Genomic DNA, 21,151 nt, shown 5'->3' on the forward strand with positions numbered 1-21,151 from the left:
AACAACGGGACGGGTCCATATAAGAGAATCTTATTCCCGACAGCGTATCGGACAATACACGGTTCAGGCTTCAAACCACCCTATAGGAGCGATTCAGCCAGCTTGCGTGGCTATTCGCGAACAACCTCAGCAGTGACCGGCGCTGTGACGTCTATGTAAACCGGACTATTATGCCTGCATCTAGCTGAAGTATAATCCATTGGATTACACTAATAACCATGCAGACAATTGTAGAGCTCCCTGAATTTCAGAAGCGAGCTAGCAATCTTTTCACGGATGAAGAGAAGCTGAGTATTATCAATTACTTAGCACGTCATCCTATGGCTGGCGACATCCTGCAAGGAACTGGCGGAATACGAAAGCTACGGTGGTCTGCTCAAGGGCGAGGTAAAAGCGGTGGTGCACGTGTCGTGTACTTCTACCATAACGGAACCATGCCCCTCTTTCTTCTGACTGTTTTTGGGAAGGGTGAAAAGGCTAATCTCAGCAAGGCTGAGCGAAACGACCTGGCCAGACTCACCGACCTGTTACGTAAGCATTATGGTGATGTTGATGAGGAATGCATTCGCAAGTATCGAACAAGGGCTGAAAGAAGCCGTCGAGTTTTCTAAGGGCAAATCCCAAAAAGCCGTCATACATGAGTTTGGCCCTTTAGATGTTAAGGCTATCCGGGCAAAACTGGATATGTCACAGAATGAGTTTGCATCTGCCTTTGGCATCAGCGTCAGTACCCTGCGCCACTGGGAGCGCGGTGATCGCTCCCCTCAAGGTCCGGCTTTGGTATTGCTGAATGTTGTGGCGAGGGAGCCTGAGCTGGTGTTGCGGGCGCTGGCGGACTGATTAGAACGAAGCTTTCGTAAAATGGGGGTATTCGATGAAAGATGAGTACGATTTATCAGAAATGAAGTCGCGTAAAAATCCTTACGCTTCAAAACTGAAGAAATCAGTCACCATGCGCCTGAGCGAAGACGTGATTGAATACCTTAAAGACATGGCCGAAGAAAAAGGCATCCCCTATCAGAGCCTGATCAACCTGTACCTGCGCGACTGCGTAGCGCAGCATCGTGAAGTGGATATTTCGTGGCATTCGAAGTCTTGAGATTCTGATTTCTGCGGTAGCAATTCAGTCAGTATTCCCAGGCTATTTTCGAATCACCCTGTCTGTGATTCTAGGAATCAGATGCTATGGGACATGATAAACCACTTCATCTAGCAGATTACCCGACAAGGACAATGTTTTCTGTTCTTTAATAATCTCTCCGCCTAGCGACACAGCAATTTTCCTGCTTGCCAGATTCTTCTTCTCAACTGGGTAGATAAAGTAACTGAGTTTCAGATTCTCAGAAGCCCAGTCCCTCAGGCAGCGCACGGCCTCCCGACCCAAAGCGCTTCCATGAGCGCATTTTTTAACCCAGATACCTAGCTCTGGAGTAAGTGAAGACTCACGAGAATGCAAACCAGCACATCCGAGGAATTGCCCTTCAGTATCAACTATTACAAACACTAACTCTTCCGAGCGCTGCATACCTTCAATACTGCTGCGAATGAACTCAAGCGTTTCGGAGATATCCTGTGGTGGAGGCGGCATCATGTAGCGAGTAATTTCTGATGTGAATTCGCGATAAATATCCTCTCGAAACCGTTCAGAAATAGGAGTCAAGGAAATGCGTTGAGAAACGATAACCAGATCTTCAAAGCTTGATATCGGATTATTAAAAGTCAGTTGGTGCATTGTGTACTACCTCCCCTAATTTCAGCCAAATAAGCATGAAGAAACCTAGAAACGTCCTTCTGCAACTCAGTGCTTCTAAGTAATTCATATACTTCATCAGGCGTTTTACCAATAAGGGGGATACGCAAAAAATGGTCCTCAAAAAATTTACTACTTACCGTCGAAAGAACCAGCCTCAATGAATAAAGCATATCATCTCCACGATGAGAGGCATGCGCTAACGCTACTGGTTTATCGACAATTTCAAATCGAGAAACCATCCAGTCGATTGCGTTCTTCAGCCCGCCGGGAATGGCTCTGACATATTCTGGGCTTGAGATAATCAGGCCATCGCACTCCTGAACTAACTTGATAAAGTCACAAACCACATCTGGTGTTAAGGCGCCTTCTGCATCTGGAGAGAAAATGGGTAGGGAATCAAGACTACTGAAAACTGTAAGTTCGACCCCTTCGGGGGCCGTATCCTTCATTGCATTCAACAAGGCTGTATTCGTAGATAATCTGCGGGAACTTCCTGATATAGCGAGTATTTTCATAGCATCCTAGCTAACACGGTAATTTCATAAGTAGCGTACCTCCACAATCGGTATCGCTCTCGGGACAAAGAATAGCCTCCGGCTGCTAGTATAGAAAGCGCCCTTTCATCCAACCAGATTGCCAGACTACTCCATATACACTGCTCGATAAAACCTTATCCGGTAATTGTATGAGGGAGTCATATTCCTTCCTACAGTGATACCCGCAGTTGATCGCGAATAGCCAGGCAAGCTGGCTGAATCGCTCCTACATGGTGTGATTTACCTATAGATTCCCAGAGAACCAAAAAGCCGCTAATCATTACTGACCAGCGGCTTTCTTTATGGGCAGGCATGGTGGGCAGTGCCCACCCTACTTATCAGCTATTCTCAGAGCACCACACCCGCGCATTTCTGAACATACGCATCCAAGCACCGTCCTCGTCCCAGTCGCCTGGAATATGGCTGTTCTGGATCGCGCGGAATACACGCTCTGGGTGCGGCATCATAATGGTGACGCGGCCGTCGGCAGCGGTCAGGCCGGTAATACCCTGCGGTGAACCGTTCGGGTTCAGTGGGTATTGCTCGGTGACTTTGCCGTAGTTGTCGGTGTAGCGCAGTGCAATCTGGCCTGCCAGTTCGTCGATGTCTGATTCGTCGGCGAATTCTGCACGACCTTCCCCGTGGGCGATGGCGATTGGCATACGTGAGCCGGCCATACCTGCGAGGAAGACAGAATCCGATTCCTGAACTTCAACCATAGCAACACGGGCTTCGAACTGTTCGCTGGTGTTGCGAACGAAGTGCGGCCAGTGCTCAGTGCCTGGGATCAGTTCGTGCAGGTTGGAGAGCATCTGACAGCCGTTACATACGCCCAGTGCGAAGGTGTCATTACGCTCGAAGAAGGCTTTGAACTGACCACGAGCCTGTTCGTTAAACAGAATCGATTTCGCCCAACCTTCACCGGCACCCAGTACGTCGCCGTACGAGAAGCCGCCGCACGCCACAAGACCACGGAAGCCTTCAAGCGTTACGCTGCCCGACAGGATGTCGCTCATGTGTACGTCAACAGTGGCGAAACCAGCGCGGTCGAAGGCCGCAGCCATTTCGATCTGACCGTTAACGCCCTGCTCACGCAGAATCGCTACCAGCGGACGCTCGTCGCCCAGATCCGCTGTAATATCTTCATTAATATCGAAGGTCAGTTCAGCGTGGATACCCGGATCTTCTGCATCGAGCAGAGCATCAAATTCCTGCTTCGCGCAGTCGGCGTTATCACGCAATGCCTGCATTTCGTAGCTGGTCTGTGCCCACAGGCGCTGCCAGGTCACGCGGCTTTCGCTGAGGAATTCTTCGTCCTGGAAGCTGAAGGTAATCTGGTCGTCGTCATTCAGCGTACCGATCACCTGAGTGCAGTCCCCCAGACCCGCCGCTTCAAACTGTGCCAGTACTTCTTCCAGATCGTCACGTTTTACCTGCATGACTGCACCTAGTTCTTCAGCGAACAGGGCTGCGGCAAGCTCATCTTTGTTTTCTGCTAATAAGTCCAGTTTGATATCCAGACCCGTATGCGCAGCGAACGCCATCTCGGTCAGGGTGGCAAACAGACCACCGTCTGAACGGTCGTGGTATGCCAGCAGTTTGCGATCAGCGTTCAGGCCCTGTACCACAGCGAAGAAGGCTTTCAGGTCTTCTGCGTCATCCAGATCCGGCGCAGTATCACCCACGCGGTTGAATACCTGTGCCAGACAGGAAGCACCGAGACGGTTCTGACCACGACCCAGATCGACCAGAATCAGGTCAGAGGCTTCGTCAATGCGCTTCAGTTCTGGCGTCAGTACTTTGCGTGCATCAGACACTGGCGCGAAGCCGGTGATGATCAGTGACATAGGCGCAGTAACGGCCTTGTCTTCTCCTGCATCATTCCAACGGGTCTTCATCGACATAGAGTCTTTACCCACAGGAATAGTTACCTGCAGCTCTGGGCAGAGTTCCATACCCACGGCTTTTACGGTGTCGTACAGTTTGGCGTCTTCACCTTCGTGACCCGCTGCACACATCCAGTTAGCCGACATTTTGATGTCAGCCAATTTGTTGATGGGTGCTGCGGCGATGTTGGTGATGGCTTCGGCCACTGCCAGACGACCAGATGCTGGTGCGTCAATAAGTGCAACAGGGGTACGCTCACCCATCGCCATCGCTTCACCGGCGTAGGTGTCGTAAGACGAGGTCGTTACGGCAACGTCAGCCACTGGCACCTGCCAAGGGCCAACGAACTGATCACGCGCAACGGTACCGGTAATAGAACGGTCACCGATGGTGATCAGGAAAGATTTGCTCGCCACGGTAGGCAGCGTCAGGATGCGCTTAGCGGCGTCCGTCATGTCTATTCCGGCGCTGGTGAAGCTCTCTTCGGCTTTGCCACGGGTCGCAACGTCACGGTGCATACGTGGAGCCTTACCCAGCAGGACTTCTAAGGGCAGGTCTACCGGGCTGTTGTCGAAGTGGCTGTCGGTCACGGTCAGGTGTTCTTCTTCGGTGGCGATACCGACTACGGCGTATGGGCAGCGCTCACGGGCACAAATAGCGTCGAACGCGTCCATGTCTTCTTCCGCAACGGCCATTACATAGCGTTCCTGAGATTCGTTACACCAGATCGCCAGCGGGCTCATGCCCGGCTCGTCGTTTGGTACGTTACGCAGTTCAAACTTACCGCCACGGCCGCCGTCAGATACCAGCTCCGGGAAGGCGTTAGACAGACCGCCCGCACCTACGTCGTGGATAAAGGCGATTGGGTTTTTGTCACCCAGCTGCCAGCAGCGGTCAATAACTTCCTGACAACGACGTTCCATTTCTGGGTTTTCACGCTGTACAGAGGCAAAGTCTAGGTCGGCATTCGACTGGCCAGAAGACATAGACGACGCAGCGCCACCGCCCAGACCAATCTGCATCGCAGGGCCACCCAGTGCGATCAGGCGTGCGCCAACAGGGATATCACCCTTCTGTACGTGCTCGTCACGGATGTTGCCGTAACCACCCGCAATCATGATTGGCTTGTGGTAACCACGAACTTCGCCATCGTGCTGCAGTTCGAAGGTACGGAAGTAACCACACAGGTTCGGACGACCGAATTCGTTGTTAAATGCTGCACCACCGATAGGGCCTTCGATCATGATATCGAGGGCAGATACGATGCGATCAGGCTTGCCGTACTGGCTTTCCCATGGCTGTTCGAAGCCCGGAATTTTCAGGTCAGATACAGTAAAACCAGTCAGACCCGCTTTTGGCTTAGAGCCTCGGCCAGTTGCGCCTTCGTCACGGATCTCGCCGCCGGAGCCGGTTGCTGCACCAGAGTGCGGTGCAATCGCGGTTGGGTGGTTGTGGGTCTCAACCTTCATCAGGATGTGCATTTCTTCCTGATGGTAAGAATATTCACGGCCATCTGGATTGGGGAAGAAACGGCCAGTGTGATGACCACGGATCACAGAGGCGTTGTCTTTATACGCAGACAGGATGTTTTCGTTGTAACACTCGTAAGTGTTTTTGATCATGGCGAACAGGGATTTGTCCTGGTCTTCGCCGTCAATCGTCCAGCTGGCGTTAAAGATCTTGTGACGGCAGTGCTCGGAGTTCGCCTGGGCGAACATCATGAGTTCGACGTCAGTCGGGTTGCGATCCAGCTTTATGTAGTTTTCAACCAAGTAGTCGACTTCGTCGTCGGCCAGAGCCAGGCCCAGGTTCTGGTCAGCAGCGATCAGTGCATCACGGCCACCACCCAGAATATCAATGGTGCTCAGCGGCGCAGGCTCAGCGTGAGAGAACAGGTTCTCAGCGGCGGCGCTGTTTTCAAGTACCACTTCAGTCATGCGGTCGTGCAGTGCTGCAGCCACGGCATCACGGTCAGCTGCTGTTGCACCCTCAACGTAGTAAGCAACACCACGCTCAAGACGATCCACATTGCTCAGGCCACAGTTATGAGCGATGTCGGTTGCCTTAGAAGACCATGGCGAAATCGTGCCAAAACGCGGTACGACTAAGAACAGCTCACCCGCTCCGTCTTTCTGCTCAGCCTTTGGCCCATAGCGCAGAATGCGCTCAAGGACAGTGAGTTCAGCGTCATTCAAATCGGCTTTCAGATCAGCAAAGTGCATGAATTCGGCGTACACGCCGGTTACTGCTGGCACCGCTGACTGCAGCTTGTTAAGGATTTTGTTCTGACGGAATGAGGAAAGCGCCGGGGCGCCACGCAGCTCAAGCATGGTGGTTCGACTCATAACAGGAAAAAAATGAGGCCGAATTGTACTGGATCAGCCCTTCATCTGCCATACGGAAGGTGAAGCAATAGAAAAACAGATATGACTGAAAGAACAGTCTGTTCCTGAGGTCAGAGTGGCATGTTGTGCCAGACAAACTCTATTTTCTGTATATATTTCAAAGTACTACCTGCAATTCACTGCTTAAGGCGAAGGTAAAATTCTCCCGCATCGCTGTTTTAACTCATTCACAGGAGCTAAACTCTCAAGTCCAAGGGAGATGTAAAATACTTATGACCAGGCTGCTGAACACCATAAGGAATACAAGACGTGTACTGACCACACTCGTTGTGGTTGCACTGCTTGTGAGCAGCCGACACCCCACTCTGCTCGACCGGATTATTGAAGATGGTCGTCTGATCGTTGTTACACGTAACAATCCCACCACCTATTATGAAGAGCGCCACGGCGCGACAGGGTACGAGTACGAACTCGTCGAGTCTTTTGCGGATTACCTGGGCGTAGAGCTTGAACTGATGGTCGTTGATAATCTGCAAACAGCCATGGAAGCTCTCGAAAATGGCGATGCACATATATCAGCAGCGGGGTTCACCAAAGAGCAGACATCAGGCTACCCGGTTGTGTATGGCCCAACCTACTCCTCAATATCAGAGCAGATCGTTTACCGTCTGCGCACCACAAAACCTGAATCGATTGAAGACCTGCAAACCGGGCGCCTGATGGTTCCGGCTAAGTCACGGCACGCACGTACGCTCAGGCACTGGCAGAAAACCGAGCTGCCCTCGCTTTCATGGCGGGAAACCAGCGAGCTGGATGCGTCTGACCTGCTGCAGATGGTGTCTGACCGCGAGCTGGATTTTACGCTGGTGAACTCGAACGAATTTCGCCTCATGCGTTCGTACCTTCCGAACCTCGATGTCGCATTTACTCTGGGTGAAATTCAGACCGTTGCCTGGGTTATGCCGCGCCGCGCAGATGATTCTCTGCGCGACCGGACTTTCGACTTTTTCTACCGCCCCGAGACCGGCGTACTCATGGCCGAACTGTCTGAGCGGTTTTATGGTCACGTCGGGCAGTTTGACTATGTCGGCGCTCATCGATTCCTGCGTCATAGCCGCAAGGTCTTGCCCCGCTACGAGAAAGACTTCAAAGCAGCCGCGGAGAAACACGGTTTCGACTGGCGCCTGCTCGCCGCTATGGGCTATCAGGAAAGTCACTGGAATCCACGCGCGCGTTCATTCACAGGCGTCAGAGGCCTGATGATGCTGACCCTGAGAACCGCAGGTGAGCTAGGCGTTACCAACCGCCTCGACCCATCACAGAGTATTGCTGGCGGTAGCCGTTACCTCGCTGGGTTACGCGAGCGTCTCGATGAGTCAGTGCACGAGCCGGACCGCACCTGGATGGCGCTGGCCGCCTACAACGTCGGCTTCGGCCACCTTGAGGATGCCCGCAGACTGGCGGAGAAACTAGGGCGTAACCCGGATCTGTGGATCGATGTGAAAAAGGTACTGCCGTTATTGACTCAGCAGCGCTACTACCGCCAGACGCGTTATGGCTATGCGCGTGGCCAGGAGCCAGTGACCTATGTTCAGAATATCCGTCGTTATTACGATGTTCTGATCTGGAATGAAGAGCAGGTTGTCGCAGACGAGACCGACAACGACAGCATTCAGGACTCCGATGTGCCCGTGACGGTTATTCCACCCCTGCTCTGAAGCGCAAAGTACTTAAAATTCAGTCTGCCGCAGGCGAGGCTTTCTTGAGCTTCTTTTTACCTGCTCTTCGCGCAGCAAAAAACTCGGTCATGGTGGTAGCGCATTGCTCAGCCTTTACGCCGCCCACGACCTCTACCTGCCAGTTCAGAAAGGGCTTTTCAAAGAAGCACTCAGCGCTTTCCACCACGCCCGCTTTGGGCTCGGTAGTGCCGTAAACCACCCGCCCGATCCGGCTGTGAATAATCGCACCTGAACACATACTGCAGGGCTCAACTGTGACATAGAGCGTCGCGCCACTCAGCCGGTAGTTTCCGATCCGCTGTGCAGCATCACGAATCGCGTTAACCTCCGCGTGAGCAGTTGGGTCGAGACCAGTGATCGGCGAATTTGATCCGACGCCAATGATTTTGCCCTCACTGACGATCACAGCCCCTACTGGCACTTCACCCTGCTCTGCTGCCAGAGCTGCCAGCTCAAGGGCACAGGCCATGCCCGCCTCATCATCGGCAATGTCGAGGCCGCACAGACTCACAGGATCAACTGCCACTGTCCCAGCCTCTGTCGTCGAGTTCGGTATTCGCCTGATCGTCTGACTTAAGCACTTTTTCCAGATCGGTGGCGTGCTGTTTGGCAACCGTCAGATACTTCTTATCGTCCTCGATTACTTCACTAAGAGCGTACAGGCTCTTCTTGTCGTGGTGCTTAAACAGCTGTGCCGCTCGTTGTGCCTGGTAGGCACGGAATCCCATCAGCGAAAGTGCCATACGGCCCATCGACAGCGCCGAATCAAAGGTTTCCCGCTCAATATGGTCAGCACCGGCGTGAATTAATTCAGCGGCCTCACGGCGCCCAGCGGCTCGCGCCAGAATCTTAATATCCGGATGATGACGCTTAACCTGATGGATGGTTTTCAACATCCGCTGATGATCATCAATCGCCAGTACCAGCAAATCCACGTCTTCAATGCCTGCGGTTTCCAGCAGATCCATCCGGGCGGCATCACCGTAGTAAACTTTGTGGCCAAAGTTACGGACAAGATCCACCTGAGCAGCATCGTGCTCAAGTACGGTAATTTCAAAGCCGTTCATACGCAACAGACGCCCTACAATCTGGCCAAAACGACCAAACCCTACAAGGATCGCCTTCCCTTCCGGTTGTTTAATCGCATCGTGGGGACGTTCGGATGCTTTCACTCCGCGCAGGCGCGGCAACACAAAGCGCTCATTGATAACAAACAGTAATGGTGTCAGTGCCATCGATAAAGCAACAACAAGCGTCAGTGGGTCAATAATGTATGGCGGCAATACATCCTGCGCAGATGCAAAACTGAACAGCACAAAAGCAAATTCACCGGCCTGCGCCAACGAGAAAGTAAAGATGGCATTACTGCGGCTACTGAGGCCGAAGGCCTTACCCAGTACCAGCAGAATCACCAGCTTAATCAGTACCAGTCCGCCAACCATGGCGAAAATTGGCCATGGGTTTTCCATCAGCAGCGCAAAGTCGATCGAGGCCCCCACAGAGATAAAGAAGAGCGCCAGCAGCAGCCCTTTAAAAGGCTCGACCTCGGCTTCTAATTCATGGCGATATTCAGAGTTCGCCAGAACCACACCAGCGACAAACGTACCCAGCGCCGGAGACAGACCAATGTGCTCCATCAGTAAAGCAATGCCGACCACCAGAAAGAGTGCTGTCGCAGTAAACATTTCGCGTAGACGGGTTTCAGCAATAATGCGGAATACCGAGCGGCTCAGCCAGCGACCGACAACAACGATCCCGATAACCACACCCAATACCATCAGAGCACTCTGATAGCCCGGCAGATTATGTTTATCGCTATAAGTACCGACCTCAGCCACCGCCAACAACGGCAGCACGGCAAGCATAGGAATGACGGCAATATCCTGAAACAGCAGCACGGCAAATGCGGACTGGCCGCTGTCATTTTTCATCAGACCTTTTTCGTTCAGGGTCTGAAGAACAATGGCGGTAGATGATAACGACAGAACCATGCCGACGACGACCGCATGCTGCCAGTTGTCGAGATAGATAAGCGCTATACCGGCAATCACGGCAGTAGTGAGTACGACCTGCAGCCCGCCCATACCCACAATGGGTACACGCATGCGCCAGAGCTTCGATGGGTCAAGTTCTAACCCCACGAGAAACAGCATCATCACGACACCGAACTCAGCGAAGTGCATCACCTCTTCGATATCCTGACCAATCAGACCCAGCGCAAACGGGCCGATCACAGCGCCCGCACAGAGATAGCCGAGAACAGAGCCCAGGCCAAGGCGCGCTGCAATAGGCACCGCAATCACCGCGGCGGCCAGAAAGACAAACGCCTGCATAAGGAAGCCAGCTTCATGCATCGCCCGGGTGCTCCTTCAGGTACTTCAACAGACAGGACCGATACTGCTCAACCGTTTTATCAAGGTCCTCATCCGGAGAATGACGACCATGATAAACCTCAAAGGTGGGTTTCATTTCCAGATGACAAACGTTCGCCATCCGCGGGTAATGAAGAAAATACTCACTCAACGGGCGCTCATTAACACCAGTGTCGCTGTAAGTATGCTCTGGTGCCCCGGCCGTCAATACAACCCACATATATTTGCCTGCCAGACGCTGCTGCTTACGCCCGTAGGCGTAACCGTATTCCAATACAAGATCCTGCCATTCACGCAAAAGCGCTGGCATGTTGTACCAGTACACAGGATGCTGAATTACGATAACGTCGTGTTCCAGAAGCAGCTTCTGCTCGGCCTCTACGTCGATAAAGAAATCCGGATAGGTTTCATATAGATCATGCACGGTGACGTTATGCAGATCGCTGATCCGGTTCAACAGAGCACGATTTGCTCTTGAGCGCTGATGCGCAGGATGAGCATAGACAATCAGAGCCTTGGCCAATATCAGCCCCCTACTTTTTTGACAGTAAATCCACGCTTAGTCAGCTCAGAGACCAGCAGATCACGCTGTTCGCCCTGAATCTCAATCACACCATCTTTGAGAGCACCGCCCGTACCACACTTCTTTTTCAGTTCTTTTGCCAGTGTTTTCAACTCACTACCAACAAGAGGCACGCCCGACACCAGAGTCATGACCTTGCCGCCGCGACCTTTGGTTTCACGCGCGACCCTGACAATACCGTCGCCCTCGGGCACCTGCTCCTGATCACAGACACACTGATCAACAGGCTCGCCGCAACCCGGGCAGGCACGACCAAATTCAGTGGAGTAAACCAGGCCACCAGATGAAGATTTTTTAGACATGACGTGTTTCCGTTGTCAGAGCAGTTCAGCTGGAAACTACCCTAACCGGGAGATGGGTTCAATCAGGGGAGCGCTTCAGAAGAGCACATTATCTCTGGGAAACTTAAGAACAACCATAGTGCCATGACCTTCCTCACTGGCCATGCTCAATTCACCGCCCTGATTTAACATCAGGTTGTAGGCGACGGTCAGGCCCAGGCCGGTTCCCTCACCGACGGCCTTATTGCTATAGAAAGGGTTGATCGCTTTTTCCAACTGGCCCGAATCCATACCACAGCCACTGTCTTTGATCACCAGGTTGATGTTGGCATCATCGACTTCCGAAGCAATTTCGATATTGCCCCCCGCTGGCATTGCCTCACAGGCATTTTCCAGTATTTTGCCGAGGATTAGTCTCACCTGAGATGGAACAACCTCGACCTCAAGATCCTCGTCGACCAGACTGATCAGTCGGATTTCATCCCGTTGGCAGCCATCGACTGTGCGCACAGCTTCGCGCAACAGATCATTCAGCCGCACTTTCTCACGCTCGAGCGAGTCAGAATCGGCAAAGGTTCTCAATTCACTGATGATATTCCTGACCCGCTCAAGGCTATGTTTCGATGCTGAAATTAACTCTGGCCCATCGTCTTTCACGAAGGCCAGGTCAATCGCCTCGCGCATTTTCTCCAGCGCTAAGCGCAATTCGTTATCGTTAATTTTATCTTCGGCATGCTGATACTCTTCGGCGAGGCTGATCAACTCACTGAGATATTCACTCAACGTCGCGATATTGCTGTACACCACAGCGACAGGGTTATTGATTTCGTGAGCGACGCCGGCAGCAAGATGCCCCAGAGAGGCCATTCGCTGGGCCTGCAAAAGCAGCGCCTGCATTTTTTGCAACTGATCAAGGCTGGCTTGCAGGTTAGTATTACTCTCGTGCAGTTCGCGCGTTCGGGCATGTACCTTTTCTTCCAACTGCTCATTCAACTGCTTCGCTTTCTGCTCAGCGGCCTGTCGCCGCTCCATCTGCGATTGCATCGCCGATAAGAGATCACGCATCTTCGATGTCAGGTCATCCAGCTCTGTACCAGCCAGCGACTCCTCGACTTCGATATTAAGTTGAGTAGGACTATGAATGTCGGTTTCGATCAAGCGCCGGGTCAGGCGTCGGACCGGCCCAGTCAGACGTAAACGAAGTACAATCAAAAGAACAACGATCAGTGTTACTGTGCGGCCCAGATCTGCCAGAAGCACAATGATTGCGCGGCGCTCGAAACCTGCGTTGATCTCAGATTTGTCAGCAAAAAGCGTGACTTCCCCAATGACCGACGGCGGCGCGGCGTTGGCCGTGCGATACTGCTGAGGCACGAAGAGCTCGGTGGTGAATTCCAGTAACTCCTGACGACCAGACACACTGCCCTGACGGATCATAAAGTCAGTATTTACTTCGCTGACCTGGGCAGCAACAACCCCAGGGTGGGTGAGCATACTATCGAGCCCTGCGGTCAGACTGCGTTGATCATAGTTATACAGTGCCAGCGCAGCCGTAGAGGTAGATCGCTCTAACAGGGTATTAACAGATTGATCAAAATTTTTCTGTGCATCGCGATAGTCCACCACCATCTGTATGCCGCTGAAAACGAGTCCGGCAAGAAGGCTCCAGATTACAACCTGAAGGGTGAGCTTTTTATCGATCGAAGTCACTGGCGACACTCAGATTCTGTAATGTATCCCGAAGTATAGACCCTATCGGGGAATTGGAATCGCAGTACGGTCCACAACTTTACGCATTACAAATGAAGAGTGTACGCCGCTGACGCCTTCAATCCGTGTCAGGGTGCCCAAAAGAAACTGCTGATAGGCGTCCATGTCCTCTACCAGCACCTTAAGCACATAATCGGCTGACTGGCCGGTAATCAGATAGCACTCCAGCACTTCCGGGCAGGCGGTCAGCTTCTCCTCGAAGTTATTGAAACGCTCTGGGGTATGACGGTCCATGCTGATATTGATCAGTGCCAGCAGGTCGAGGCCAAGCTTACGGGCGTCTAACAGCGCCCGGTAGCCCGTAATCAGCCCGCTATCCTCCAACGCTTTCACACGGCGCGAGCACGGCGACGGAGATAAGCCGACTTTATCGGCAAGCTCAAGATTACTGAGACTGCCATCCTGCTGCAGGAGCTCCAGGAGGTGTCGGTCGGTGCGATCAAGCACCACAGGAGTTGTTTTAGCCATCGACTCACCCTAAAAAGCAATATTTAACCAATAAATATTATAATTACAGATACTTATTGCCCGATCAATGGTTTTCAAAGGCACATTTGCAATCATTCTTCGCAATAACAGGCATACACTATATCCATACTGTGAAGGCAGCCGGTGACTCCAATCAGAGCCCGGTGGCGGGAAGCTCAAAAAGCTGACCGAAGTAACACTCAAAAGGCAGTTACAGGCCAGCCAGACAGTCTCGAAACCAACTGAAACTACCCATTCAGAACCAACGGACAGATAACGGATACGACAATGACGACGCCTACGAACCCACGCTTCAATCACACCAAATACCGCGCCTTTCCGCGCGTGACGCTTGACGACCGCCAGTGGCCATCGAACGCCCTGAGCAAAGCGCCAATCTGGTGTTCTGTGGATCTACGTGATGGCAACCAGGCGCTTATTGATCCCATGACCGTTGAGCAGAAAAAACAGATGTGGGCCCTGTTGGTACGCATGGGCTTTAAAGAAATTGAGATCGGCTTTCCATCAGCGTCACAGCCTGATTTCGACTTTGCCCGCTGGCTGGTCGAAGCCCGTCAGATACCAGAAGATGTCACTGTTCAGGTACTGGTACAGGCACGCGATGAACTGATTGAACGCACCTACGAAGCATTGCGCGGCGTACGCCGGGCTGTGGTGCACGTCTATAACTCCACCTCGCCCGTGCAGCGCAACAAAGTTTTCGGGCTCGAGAAAAGTGGCATCATCGACATTGCCCGCAAAGGTGCAACGAAGGTGATGGAAGAATCGAAAAAATTTCCTGATACGGAGTGGGTGTTCCAGTACTCACCGGAAAGCTTCTCAAGCACCGAAGTCGAATTTGCCACAGAAGTGTGTAATGCCGTGATCGATGTCTGGCAGCCAACGCCAGAAAACAAAACCATCATCAACCTGCCGGCCACGGTAGAGTCTGCCATGCCGAACGTCTTTGCTGATCAGGTTGAGTGGTTCTGCCGCAATGTCGATAACCGTGACAGCATTACCGTGAGCATTCACACCCACAATGACCGTGGTTGTGCCGTCGCAGCAGCAGAACTTGCCTTACTGGCTGGCGCCGACCGCATCGAGGGGACGCTTCTGGGTAACGGTGAACGCACAGGTAACATGGACATAGTGACGATGGCCATGAACCTTTACAGCCAGGGGATCGACCCCGAGCTGGATATCAGTATTGCTGACGACATCATTGCGACCGTCGAAGAGTGCACGAACATTAAAACGCATCCACGCCACCCGTGGTTGGGAGAGCTGGTTTATACGGCCTTCTCAGGAAGCCACCAGGACGCTATCCGTAAGTGTCTTGCACAGCAGAGCGAGGAAGAGCACTGGGATGTCGCCTACCTGCCGATTGATCCACAGGACATTGGCCGTACGTACCAGTCGGTTATCCGCGTGAACAGCCAGTCGGGTAAAGGTGGCGCCAGTTATATCGTCGAACAGGCGTTAGGAGTGACTCTGCCACGCTGGATGCAGATAGAACTGGCGCAGCACATTCAGTCAGCATCGGAGCGTGAAGCTCGTGAGCTGAGCAGTGATGAGATTGTCGCCATCTTCCGTCAGGCCTTTATGCCTCGTGGCGGCCACTACGAACTGTCGGGCTATCAGACCGAGCATGACAGCCTGCACCATACGATTCAGGCGACGTTGAATGACGGTCAGAACCTGATCACTCTGCACGGTAAAGGCAGCGGCAGTATCAGTGCCTTTGGTGATGCACTGCACAAAACAACCGGAATAGATCTTCAGGTTGTACAGTTTGAAGAAGTATCTCTCGGCGAGGGCTCAGACGCGCAGGCAATGGCGTTTGTTCAGATCAGCCTGCAAGGGCAGCGCTTCACAGCAGCAGCTCAGGACAGCGACACACTGGCAGCCAGTCTGGAGTCGATTGTGACTGCACTGAATATCGCCATCAGTCAGGGCGTTAAAGCCGCCTGACCTGGGAGTCAGTCCGGGAGTCAGTCTTCTGGACTTTCCTCTCCTTGCTCTGCGTCAGTCAGACCGCCCCCCCATAATGGTGGGGTCGTCTTTTACACGAATCACCCTGGCTGGAATGCCTAAGCGTTCGAACTCGGCGAACCAGACTTTCTGATTTTTCTGTAAGGTGTCTCCCGGCCCTTTTACCTCCAATAATTCGAAGCCCTCACTCGCGGGGAATCGGATCAGGTCTGGCAAGCCGGCTTTATGCTGTCTGAGATCTTGCAGCATAAAACGAAATACACCCTGCCACACGGCCACAGGAATGCGCTCAACAGACAAACGAATCAGGTCTTCGGTCAGCACCGCCCAATGCACAAACGGATTCGCGATGCCCTGCTTCTGCTGATAGGTTTCTGAAGCTCTCTCTAAAAGACTGTCAGCGGATTCTAATGCCTGCCAGCAGACATCAAACTCTTTCTGGCGCAATGTCACGAAGTCCGCTTCATAAAGGTCTGATGGCCGGATCTGGAATGGGTGGAAAAACGCACCCGGGACTTCAGCATAGATAGCCGACCAGAAAATCAGGCCGAACATCCCAGGAATTAACAGATTTTCGCAGTACACCAGCCGGTCACCGGGGTTCTCCGATTCAAATGCAGCAGCCACTGCGCGCTCAACACCAAGCGATAATCGCGTTTCAGCCGGCATAGTCATAACGTCTTCCAAGGGAGCCGACACCCGCTCTGCAAGACGCTGACACAGTTCATGGTTGTGCTTCATTTTTCGCGGCACAAATGAGAGTAAAAACTGGTGCTCTTCTTCGTTGAAGGGAGCCTTCGCCATGGCGAACGCAAGCTTATCAGCGTCTTCCTGCTGTCCTTGCGCAACTAATATCCTAAGCCGGCGCTCCCGGGCCGGGTGACGCATGCTGCGCTCATAGATAGTGAGAGCGTCATCAGAATACCCCAGCCGTTCTACCTGGCGTCCGATATCGACCAGAAAGCGATGACGTCGCCGCCTGAGAGTGGGCTCTTCGGATGCCGGCAAGCTGTCGGCGATCCGGCACAAGCTTTCTGCGCTGTGATCTTTCAGGTCTCCGGCCTCTTCACGCAAAGCGTAATAAAGCCGGTGTGCTTCAAGATCACTACGTTGATGGCACCAACGACTGGCAACGTTGAGGTTGTATGATTCGTATCGGTAAATCCCCAGATCCCGCAGTACAAATTCCGTAAAGTCCTGATAAAGATTGCCAAAAAAAAGCAGCCGGAAGGTGTCCAGCTCCTGCTCTCCGTAAACGCAATAAATCTCCGTGTCAGGCAGACCGGCAACGAGCTTCTCGCTGTTTTCCTCGAAGCGTGCCAGCAACTCTTGCTTGCGCAGCGACGTTGGCACTTTCTGACCGGTAGACGTCTGTATGGCTGTGGCCAGTTCCTGACGCGTGAACAGATTCAGCCAGTCATCTTCCTGGGGCAATCCGCCCGACTGAAGGTCATAGATTTCGAGAAAACGCTGGCTCTGCAATTCGACTGCTGCGGCAGTGATATCGGGGATTTCTGCGTACGCCAGTTTGTCACGCCTGAACCAGTCCCCACGGCGACTGAGCAAGCGAGCATATAGACACTGTGCACTTTCCGACAGCGCAATAAAATCGTCGTAAAAGGTACGCTCGTCCTCATTAATAATGTCTGCGTAAAGTTGCGCGACATGATTGAGAACAAAATAAAAGTTATCGAGGTAGTATTTCTCGGGAAGATCCGGGGCGACGGGCATGCGTAGGTAACTCGTCCTGTGTGGTCAGTGCCAGGACATAATAACAGGCGCAGCAGCCTGCCCAAGACCGCTGCGCAGAATTCTTATTTTTTTGTCTGGTGAGGGTGATGATGTACCGGAAAGGTACGACCGTACGTAATCATCTCTCCCAGGATCAGACCACCGAAGAAGCCTGTTAGTGCAGCTTCAAGGGACGCGCCCACCATGCTGCCGATTACAACGCCAAAGGCGGCACCAAGAAGACCACCAAATACCATTGACTTGCGACGGTACGCCGCTATTTTACCTTTTCTCATTTGCATTTCCTCCAGATGTTCAACCTGTTGAACAGGGCATGCTTGAAGACAGCCTACTTTCTGAAAAGTTGCCGTTGTAATAACAAATTTCCAGATTGTTTCTACCGTCTGACTTTTAATTTATCACAGCTTGTTAAGGCTTCAATCCGGTGGCGCAGAAGGTCTCAGTTCTCACAGAGAAAATACGACTCAGATCAAGATTGATGTACAAATTAATGCTGACGAATGGTGCATGATTACTGGTATTTCAGAGGGGCGCACCAGTGGTGTGCAGTGAGATGTACAGTATTGGTAAATAAGGCGGGAGGGTCTGAATTTGTCGGCTTTGACAGAGGGATGAGAAGTTAGCGAAGAGCAGACCAGCGCCTGGCCTGCTCTGTCATACGAAGATCAGTGCTGAACGCCACCTTCGCCGTGCACGTGACCGTGCTGCAGTTCTTCTTCGCTCGCTTCACGAATGCTCTCAACTTTTACAGAGAACGCCAGTGACTTACCTGCCAGCGGATGGTTTGCATCAACAGTCACTTCAGTTTCATCAACTTCAGTCACGATCAGGTTGATTGGGCCGTGTTCAGTCTGAGCAGTGAATGCCATACCCGGCTCTACTTTCTCAACGCCCTGGAAAGCTTCGTGCGGTACTTTCTGGATACGCTCATCGCTGTATTCGCCATAAGCATCTTCAGGAGCGATGGTTACGTCGAGCTCGTCACCCACCTGCTTGCCTTCCAGCGCAGCTTCCAGGCCTGGAATGATGTTCTGCGCACCGTGCAGGTACGTCATTGGCTGACCACCTTCTGAAGAGTCGATCACTTCGTTGCTGGCAACGTCAGTGACTTTATAGTGAATAGTAACGACTTTCTTTTGTTCGATGGTCATAGTGTTTCCCGTAATTGTTTGCCCGGCTGGGCTGAATGTGGCCCCAGTATAACAAGCCACACGCTGAGGAAAACCGTCACAGCAAGCGGATTTTGTCCATGACGGCATTTCTTGAGAGTGTTCGCACCCTGGAATCACTGTCAAAACGGACTTTGAGGTAATCGCTGTCCTCACTGATAACAATTCCTGTCCCCAGGGTGTCATGCACAATTCTGGTCAACTTTTTATCATCATTGAATTTGCTGTCGATCACACCGCCCGGGCGTTTCACCTGCCCGGCGGTCGACGAAACTGGTACTTCAAAACGTACTTCCAGATCCCCGGCGCCGAGGTGCGCCAGGTACGTCCCCAGCCATTGTGGTTGATAGCCGTCCTGACCGCGGAGCACATAGGTATTATCCCCGCGCGCTATTGTCTCAAGCAGCTCTTTTGACCTGATAACCCCCAGTTCCCGCTCAAAGGTGCTGGGCATCTCGCGGTCTGAGCACTCGCGCAATGGCTTGTCAGGCGTGTCCGGAGCGAGTAGATGCAATTGTTTACGCGCCCGGGTCATACTCACATAGAGAAGCCTGCGCTCACTGGCGATGTCCGCCGCAGTCGTGAACTCCCCCTCAGGGTGGTACGGGAAGTACTGGCCATTCAGGCCCGGGATAATCACAGTATCCCACTCCCTACCCTTGCTTTTGTGCGCACTGGTGAGTGTGACTCTATGGTCGGACTGATTCTTCTGCGCTTTTACCTTTTGCAGGAGAGACCTCCAGTGCTCTGACAGTTCACCCGCACTGAGATCAGTACTACTCGCATACCTCATAAACGCACGGATGGTCTCTATGCGATCATCGCTCTGCTGTGCACTGAAGGCATTATCGCGAATGCCCTCTTCCAGCTCAGTCTGCTCTGCATAATCTTTCAGCAGCCGCCAACCCTTCATATTGGTCAGTTCTGCGGCTGAAATAATCTGCGCACGCGTTTCAAGTTGTTGTATCTGCCATTTGCTCAGATCGTCCGGAAGCGCCTCAATCAAGGCTTCGCCGTAACCATGAGTAACAGCGCCCATTTTCTGAGCAATACGTTCCAGGAGTGCTCGTCTTACTTTTGGAAAAGGCGTCGTCAGTATGTGCAGCCAACTGTCTTCCCGACTGCGGACTGAACGCTCTGCAAAACGTCCGGACGCAATCTCCAGTAATAACCAGAAAATGCGTAATTCCCAGGCCTCAAGAACCGAACGACTGTGATCCAGGTGATAAGGAATATCTTCCTTGAGAAGACCAAGCTCCAATGCCGCCGACAACGACCAGATACGGTGGATAACGACAATCTCTGCGTTCTCATCCTGCTCAATGGCATCCCGGATTAACTTAATACTGAAAGCAGCTTCATTCCGCACCCGGTGCAGTTTTACCCGCGTATCGGGCGTCGTCGAATGCGACAGACCCGTAACTGCTTCACGATCGCGATTGTGATAAATCAGGTGATTAGCACAGAAACTGAGAGCATGCCCGTAGCGGAAGGTATGCGGCAACTGATACGTCGTTACATCGCCAAACTCCTGCGCAAACCGGCTTACGATAAATTCGGGTTTTGAGCCACGGAACTCATAAATCGTCTGATCCGGGTCACCGATCACGACGACATTTCCGCGCCCACCCCAGAGCATATGAAGAAGCGCCTGCTGAACATCGTTGATGTCCTGATACTCGTCGACCAGTATCCATTGCATGTGACCGCCAAAGTGATCGGCCAACTCAGGATGCGATCGTAAGCACATCACAGGGTCGTACAGCATGTCAGAGTAACTGATGCGGTAATTCGACCGGCGCCAGTCTTCAAAGCGGTAAAAGAGTTCAGTGAAGATCCGGCACTCTGGTGGGTAATCGAGGGTTTCCAGAACATCCGCTGCGGGCAATAGCCCTGACTTAACCAGATCGAGAAATGCCATCGCGGGCTCTACCCACTTGCGGCGCTGGGAAAGAATATCCTGACGCGTGTCATCGTCTGCTATTTCCTGTAGCAAACGCCAGACAATGTTCTCGGTCTCTCCGTCTGACAGGACCTTACCCTGCCACTGTGGCAGTGCCCCCATAGTGATCAGGCGATCATAAATTTTCAGACCCAATGAGTGGAATGTACGAATCTGGGGAAGCGGCTGACCACTGACAAGTGATGTCAGACGCTTTTGAAAATCTTCCTGCGCCGCTTTGTTGTACATCAGCACCAGCATGCGCCGCGCTGGTACGCCATCGTGCAGACGCGCCTGAATAAAATGCGTCAGTGTCGATGTCTTCCCTGCCCCGGCCACAGCGATCACACGTGCATGCCCCTGCTTATGGGCAACGACGGCTTGCTGCTCCTGCGTCAGTTGCGCAGTTCTGTAGTGAGTGTGCAGAGAATCAGACAAAAGCGGGAAGGCTCAGAATCGGTTAAAACGGCATGGTACGGAGCCCGGCTTGGAGATGCAATTCAGGCAAGCACGTATGTGTATAAGGGATATAAAAAACGCCCTGAGACCTAAGCACCAG

At 52.6% G+C, this 21,151-nt stretch carries 18 protein-coding genes; 5 read left to right on the forward strand and 13 right to left on the reverse strand.

Features of this window, described 5'->3' with window-relative positions; genetic code table 11:
- Nucleotides 1-320: 320 nt before the first annotated feature.
- From B3007_RS15630 to B3007_RS05750, 3 genes are read left to right on the forward strand one after another with little or no spacing between them, the layout of a single operon-like run.
- The gene (locus B3007_RS15630; RefSeq protein WP_414716216.1) at nt 321-611 is read left to right on the forward strand and encodes a type II toxin-antitoxin system RelE/ParE family toxin; all 291 of its coding nucleotides are present in this window, start codon (nt 321-323) and stop codon (nt 609-611) included.
- Nucleotides 553-840, forward strand: coding sequence for a NadS family protein (gene nadS / locus B3007_RS05745; RefSeq protein WP_301378086.1), 288 nt, complete (start codon nt 553-555; stop codon nt 838-840). The genes B3007_RS15630 and nadS overlap by 59 nt, the downstream gene beginning before the upstream one ends.
- A gap of 34 nt (nt 841-874) precedes the next feature.
- A complete protein-coding gene (locus B3007_RS05750) occupies nt 875-1,099 on the forward strand; it encodes a CopG family antitoxin (RefSeq protein WP_301378085.1) in 225 nt (74 codons plus the stop codon).
- An 84-nt stretch (nt 1,100-1,183) separates the two neighbouring features.
- Here B3007_RS05750 and B3007_RS05755 read toward each other — a convergent pair whose 3' ends face one another.
- The 3 genes from B3007_RS05755 to purL all read right to left on the reverse strand — a co-directional run bounded on the left by B3007_RS05755 (nt 1,184) and on the right by purL (nt 6,506).
- Nucleotides 1,184-1,732, reverse strand: coding sequence for a GNAT family N-acetyltransferase (locus tag B3007_RS05755; protein ID WP_301378084.1), 549 nt, complete (start codon nt 1,730-1,732; stop codon nt 1,184-1,186).
- Nucleotides 1,720-2,268: an NADPH-dependent FMN reductase gene (locus tag B3007_RS05760; protein ID WP_301378083.1), complete on the reverse strand. Its 549-nt coding sequence runs from the start codon at nt 2,266-2,268 to the stop codon at nt 1,720-1,722. Before B3007_RS05760 ends, B3007_RS05755 begins: the two co-directional genes overlap by 13 nt.
- A gap of 359 nt (nt 2,269-2,627) precedes the next feature.
- Nucleotides 2,628-6,506, reverse strand: coding sequence for a phosphoribosylformylglycinamidine synthase (purL, locus tag B3007_RS05765; RefSeq protein WP_301378082.1), 3,879 nt, complete (start codon nt 6,504-6,506; stop codon nt 2,628-2,630).
- A gap of 287 nt (nt 6,507-6,793) precedes the next feature.
- On the opposite strand from purL, the gene mltF reads away from it, so the two are divergent.
- The gene (gene mltF, locus B3007_RS05770) at nt 6,794-8,239 is read left to right on the forward strand and encodes a membrane-bound lytic murein transglycosylase MltF (RefSeq protein WP_301388773.1); all 1,446 of its coding nucleotides are present in this window, start codon (nt 6,794-6,796) and stop codon (nt 8,237-8,239) included.
- A 19-nt stretch (nt 8,240-8,258) separates the two neighbouring features.
- Here the strand turns inward: mltF and tadA are convergent, their stop codons facing one another.
- The 6 genes from tadA to B3007_RS05800 form a co-directional block, all read right to left on the reverse strand.
- A complete protein-coding gene (gene tadA, locus B3007_RS05775; protein WP_281251176.1) occupies nt 8,259-8,786 on the reverse strand; it encodes a tRNA adenosine(34) deaminase TadA in 528 nt (175 codons plus the stop codon).
- Nucleotides 8,776-10,614: a monovalent cation:proton antiporter-2 (CPA2) family protein gene (locus B3007_RS05780; protein WP_301378080.1), complete on the reverse strand. Its 1,839-nt coding sequence runs from the start codon at nt 10,612-10,614 to the stop codon at nt 8,776-8,778. Before B3007_RS05780 ends, tadA begins: the two co-directional genes overlap by 11 nt.
- Entirely contained in the window at nt 10,607-11,155 is a 549-nt protein-coding gene (locus B3007_RS05785; RefSeq protein WP_301378079.1) for an NAD(P)H-dependent oxidoreductase, read from the reverse strand. The genes B3007_RS05780 and B3007_RS05785 overlap by 8 nt, the downstream gene beginning before the upstream one ends.
- Before the next feature lie 2 nt (nt 11,156-11,157).
- Nucleotides 11,158-11,517, reverse strand: coding sequence for a translation initiation factor Sui1 (locus B3007_RS05790; RefSeq protein ID WP_068435511.1), 360 nt, complete (start codon nt 11,515-11,517; stop codon nt 11,158-11,160).
- Between the two features lie 75 nt (nt 11,518-11,592).
- Nucleotides 11,593-13,206 carry a sensor histidine kinase gene (locus B3007_RS05795; RefSeq protein ID WP_301378078.1) on the reverse strand — a complete coding sequence of 538 codons (1,614 nt, stop codon included), beginning with the start codon at nt 13,204-13,206 and terminating at the stop codon, nt 11,593-11,595.
- Nucleotides 13,207-13,248: 42 nt separating this feature from the next.
- On the reverse strand, nt 13,249-13,734 hold the full coding sequence (locus B3007_RS05800; RefSeq protein WP_068435515.1) for an Lrp/AsnC family transcriptional regulator: 486 nt from the start codon (nt 13,732-13,734) through the stop codon (nt 13,249-13,251).
- Nucleotides 13,735-14,022: 288 nt separating this feature from the next.
- On the opposite strand from B3007_RS05800, the gene B3007_RS05805 reads away from it, so the two are divergent.
- Nucleotides 14,023-15,708, forward strand: a complete 1,686-nt coding sequence (locus B3007_RS05805) for a 2-isopropylmalate synthase (protein WP_301378077.1) — start codon at nt 14,023-14,025, stop codon at nt 15,706-15,708.
- Between the two features lie 54 nt (nt 15,709-15,762).
- Here the strand turns inward: B3007_RS05805 and B3007_RS05810 are convergent, their stop codons facing one another.
- The 4 genes from B3007_RS05810 to B3007_RS05825 all read right to left on the reverse strand — a co-directional run bounded on the left by B3007_RS05810 (nt 15,763) and on the right by B3007_RS05825 (nt 21,030).
- Nucleotides 15,763-17,460, reverse strand: coding sequence for a VRR-NUC domain-containing protein (locus tag B3007_RS05810; protein WP_301378076.1), 1,698 nt, complete (start codon nt 17,458-17,460; stop codon nt 15,763-15,765).
- 83 nt (nt 17,461-17,543) lie between these two features.
- On the reverse strand, nt 17,544-17,756 hold the full coding sequence (locus B3007_RS05815; RefSeq protein WP_301378075.1) for a hypothetical protein: 213 nt from the start codon (nt 17,754-17,756) through the stop codon (nt 17,544-17,546).
- 390 nt (nt 17,757-18,146) lie between these two features.
- A complete protein-coding gene (locus tag B3007_RS05820; protein WP_068435523.1) occupies nt 18,147-18,632 on the reverse strand; it encodes an FKBP-type peptidyl-prolyl cis-trans isomerase in 486 nt (161 codons plus the stop codon).
- A 76-nt stretch (nt 18,633-18,708) separates the two neighbouring features.
- Nucleotides 18,709-21,030: an ATP-dependent helicase gene (locus B3007_RS05825; protein ID WP_301378074.1), complete on the reverse strand. Its 2,322-nt coding sequence runs from the start codon at nt 21,028-21,030 to the stop codon at nt 18,709-18,711.
- Nucleotides 21,031-21,151: the final 121 nt, after the last annotated feature.

The sequence above is a fragment of the Thalassolituus sp. UBA675 genome (assembly GCF_002297765.1).
Lineage (GTDB): Bacteria > Pseudomonadota > Gammaproteobacteria > Pseudomonadales > Oceanobacteraceae > Thalassolituus.